Origin of the sequence: Rhodopirellula maiorica SM1 (assembly GCF_000346295.1) — a bacterium.
In the GTDB taxonomy this organism is placed as follows: Bacteria; Planctomycetota; Planctomycetia; order Pirellulales; family Pirellulaceae; genus Novipirellula; species Novipirellula maiorica.
Window position 1 is genome coordinate 1 of the sequence record NZ_ANOG01000351.1, and the last position, 983, is coordinate 983.

General features: G+C 51.6%; 1 protein-coding gene. It reads left to right on the forward strand.

Annotated elements, in window-relative coordinates; genetic code table 11:
• Positions 1-243: 243 nt before the first annotated feature.
• Positions 244-897, forward strand: a complete 654-nt coding sequence (locus RMSM_RS11325; RefSeq protein ID WP_144057565.1) for a transposase — start codon at positions 244-246, stop codon at positions 895-897.
• Positions 898-983: the final 86 nt, after the last annotated feature.

Below are 983 nucleotides of genomic sequence, written 5' to 3' on the forward strand. Positions count from 1 at the left end.
GGATAGGCCGTTTTTTCTTGCTTCACGTTATGATCGCGGGAGCGATCAACGACGATCAAAACGTGGGTCAACGTTGTAGGTTGCGGACTGGATAGACCGTTTTTTCTCGCTTCACGTTATGATCGCGGGAGCGATCAACGACGATCTGAACGTGCGTTAGAATGGTTAGGTGCGGATGAGATAGGCGTTTTCTTTCGGTTCACGATGTGATCGGGGGAGCGATCAACGACGATGGAGGGTGACATGCAGGGCGAGTTTTTTAACCCCAAGGCTGAGTTGCTGGTTCATGATCGCTTGCGACCCCACTGGTCTCAGTCCGGGGCAATCGTGTTTGCCACCTTTCGCTGCATTGATTCGATTCCGAAGAGCGTCATGCAACGATGGGATCGCGAGAAAAATGATTGGCTCGATCGACGCGGTTTACTGAAGTCACGACACTGGTCCGATGTCCTGGCGACGCTCGAAGCATCAATCCATGCGGAGTTTAGCAAGCACTTTAATCGTTGCCGCGAGGATTTTCTTGACACCTGTCGAGGACGTTGCCTGTTGCGTCGACCCGAGCTGGCAAAGATTGTTGGAGACGCACTGATGCATTTTGCCGGGCAGCGTTATGCCTTGGGTGACTTCATTGTGATGCCCAATCATGTGCATTTATTGGCGGCATTCCCCGATGAGGACGCCATGGAAAAACAGTTTGATTCGTGGCTCCATTTCACTGCGTTTCGCATTCATCAAACCATCGGTGAAAAAGGACACTTTTGGCAGCAGGAGCCGTTCGATCACTTAGTCCGCAGTCTCGCGCAATACGAGTACCTGGTGAGGTACATTGAAGAAAATCCCCGCAAGGCGAGGCTGCAACCCGGTGAGTATCTCTACCACCGGGACCAATGTCGTTGATCGCAATGTCGTTGATCGCTCCGCGATCAAAACGTGCATCAAATTTGTAGCCTGCGGATTAGATAAGCCGTTTTTGTCTTGCTTCA